This is a genomic window from Nostoc sp. FACHB-888 (assembly GCF_014696655.1).
Lineage (GTDB): Bacteria > Cyanobacteriota > Cyanobacteriia > Cyanobacteriales > Nostocaceae > Nostoc.
In genome coordinates, this window is the sequence record NZ_JACJQM010000363.1 from 1 (window position 1) to 2,532 (window position 2,532).

General features: G+C 37.0%; 2 protein-coding genes and 1 pseudogene. 1 reads left to right on the forward strand and 2 read right to left on the reverse strand.

Annotated elements, in window-relative coordinates:
* Nucleotides 1-104, forward strand: a 104-nt coding sequence (locus H6G26_RS40810) for a transposase (RefSeq protein WP_190737745.1), incomplete at its 5' end; no start/stop codon positions are given.
* A 20-nt stretch (nucleotides 105-124) separates the two neighbouring features.
* On the opposite strand, the pseudogene H6G26_RS40815 reads toward H6G26_RS40810, so the two are convergent.
* Nucleotides 125-556: pseudogene (locus tag H6G26_RS40815) on the reverse strand (filamentous hemagglutinin N-terminal domain-containing protein); the annotation flags it as partial.
* Between the two features lie 137 nt (nucleotides 557-693).
* The gene (locus H6G26_RS40820; protein WP_190737749.1) at nucleotides 694-1,326 is read right to left on the reverse strand and encodes a PAP/fibrillin family protein; all 633 of its coding nucleotides are present in this window, start codon (nucleotides 1,324-1,326) and stop codon (nucleotides 694-696) included.
* Nucleotides 1,327-2,532: the final 1,206 nt, after the last annotated feature.

Sequence of the window (2,532 nt, forward strand, 5' to 3'; positions counted from 1 at the left end):
TTGGGTGGCTAATGGGCTGTCGGCGATTGGCCAGAGACTATGAGTTATTACCGGAAACATCGGAGACGTTTATCTACCTTGCCATGATCCGGATCATGGTATGAATTGCGCCTGGATTACCATCAAATCCTAAGCCAATAGGTGCGCTCACTGTTAATAAGGGCTGATTTTGTGGAGTTTTTGCACTGAATTGGCTGCCATCAGCAAAGTTAATCCTGTTAGCAGTGCTAGCTAAGAACGAGCCACCAATATTTAAGGTGGCATTGGGCCCAAAAATAATCCCGTTAGGATTAATTAGAAACAGGTTAGCGTTGCCGTTAGCTTTCAGTAACCCATCAATGTTAGAGATAGATAAACCAGTTACTCGACTAATAATATTTTGAACATTCAAGGCATTATTAAAGTAGGCGGTGCTACCTGTGGATAGAGAAAATTGCTCGAAGCTGTGAAATAAGTTGTTTCCTACTTGCGTTCCTCCATTAATATTGCTGATATTACCCTGTGGAATAACTAGAGAATTGACAGGTAATGTGTTATCTGGAAGAATCTGTGCCATTGCAGATGAAGATAATAACACATAAAATATCGAAACTAAATGCTGACAAAAAGTAAAAGAAATATTTGAAAAAATTTTCATCTAACTTTCAATTATGCTTAGAATTAACTTCAGTGAGCAAAACTTCTCTGTTAGGACTAGATTGAAGGCGTTACTTCACGACGAAATACAAATAAATTATCTGTTGCCCCTCGTCCTATCCTGATTTCTTCATCTAAGTAGGAGGTTATCCATAAAGCCTCTTTTTGTAGGAATTCTAATACTGGTATTTTTAGCTCAGGAAAACTCCAATTAGACAACCCAAAAGGTTTTGTTGCTTGGATGGAAAATGAGTTAAAGGACACTGTGGCAGTTTTCTCATCTGTGCCCCATTTCCAATGTCCATTAGCTTGTAACTGCCACTCACCTAAAATAGGTAATTCAAGCTGGGCGCTGTTAGAGGCTAAGATGTTTCTGGTATTGCTGCCACTAGCCAATGTTTGCCACACTCGTTGAATTTTGATTGCACCCCAAAAATCTGGAATTGATGCGATCTGACGTGTGACAATTGTCCCTTGAGATGCATACATTAATTGCCAGTTACCAAATAGAGAAGGAAGATAGTTAGCCTGAAGTGCGTGCGGAATCGGATTTATGCTTTCCAAGTGTCGCACCAGTTTATCAATAGATTCATCAGGAATCGGAAATAGGCTTTGCTGTAATCCTAATTTATCTATGCATTGCAGAAGCTCAGATTTTAAGGCAAGTCTCGTTGCGTCATTCTCTACCATATCTTTATTCATTTGAATGCGGTTGTATACATTGCTGCCAATACCAAACGCTAGTAATCAATGATGTTTGTATCTCATACAAGTCAGTTTGGTTATTTATTTTTATGAGTTATATAGTCCACGTTCCATGCTGAACTCCAATAATATGACTGTAAAAAACCTCACAATTTGAGAATTGGCATCTATTATGACTGAATTTATCATGCGGTATTAATAAAGAACTTTAGTAATTGTACCTTGATTGTAGAATTATAATAGTAAGAAATAAAAATGTTAAGTATTTATAAGAAGTGGTGTAAAAGTTAAAGTCATGATTCAACAGTGAGGTTTCTCTGTTAAAACTCTTGACAGTTAAATTGTCTAATTTATTATGTGTTTATTCGCTGGTATACCATAGTTACCGTAATATCGATATATATCTACAGATGTATATAAATAAAGCAGTTGTACTATATTAAAGCTGCTCCATGCGTACATTTGGAAGTTCCAGCATTAAGACCTCTAATTGGCATATTAGGACTTCCAAAAATAAAATACAGCTTATGTGAGATGGGGTACGCCCCGCCTTCTTACGATGTCTACGACGGGCTGTTTGTTGTCGCAGATTGTATCGTTCCACACATCGTACTTTTGAAGAATACTGCCGAGTTCGCTCTATAGCTTTTCAGGCATCCTATAGCAGGCGTTGGCGTAGCGTGTCGCAGACAAACCATTGCTTCAATTGCTGAATCCATCTACTTGACATCTTTAGAGAACAAGCTGTCGAATCTTCTGGAGCCTGAGTATAGGGAAAGATAACGCCCTGAACAATTTTGGTAATTTAGCATCTGAGGATTATGATAATTTTACTATGTCTGTAATCAAGTGATAATTCAAGTAATTTATGAGATAATTGTTGGGGATAGGCTTAAAGTTTTTACAACTAACTGGCTAAGAAAAAATAAATCCGCTAGATCTAAATTTTAGAGAAGCTGTTGAATTTGATAGAGAAAAAGTGCAGTGTTGATGAAAGATAAAGCTTTGGGGCAAGTGGTTTACGCTAAATCCAATTTTTCTCGAACTACTAACTCAGTGTAAAGTAATACTTAAATATTATTCTTCATCTTCATCCTCATAATCGAAATCATCATCACCGTGTTCTTCATACCACTTTCTTTCTTCCTCCAAAGCGATTTCTCTCTCTATCCTTTTTCTTTCTAAAATTTC

Bases quoted from the DNA above. Each gene is read 5' to 3' on its own strand.
- H6G26_RS40820 (WP_190737749.1), bottom strand. From the start codon at position 1,326: ATGGTAGAGAATGACGCAACGAGACTTGCCTTAAAATCTGAGCTTCTG.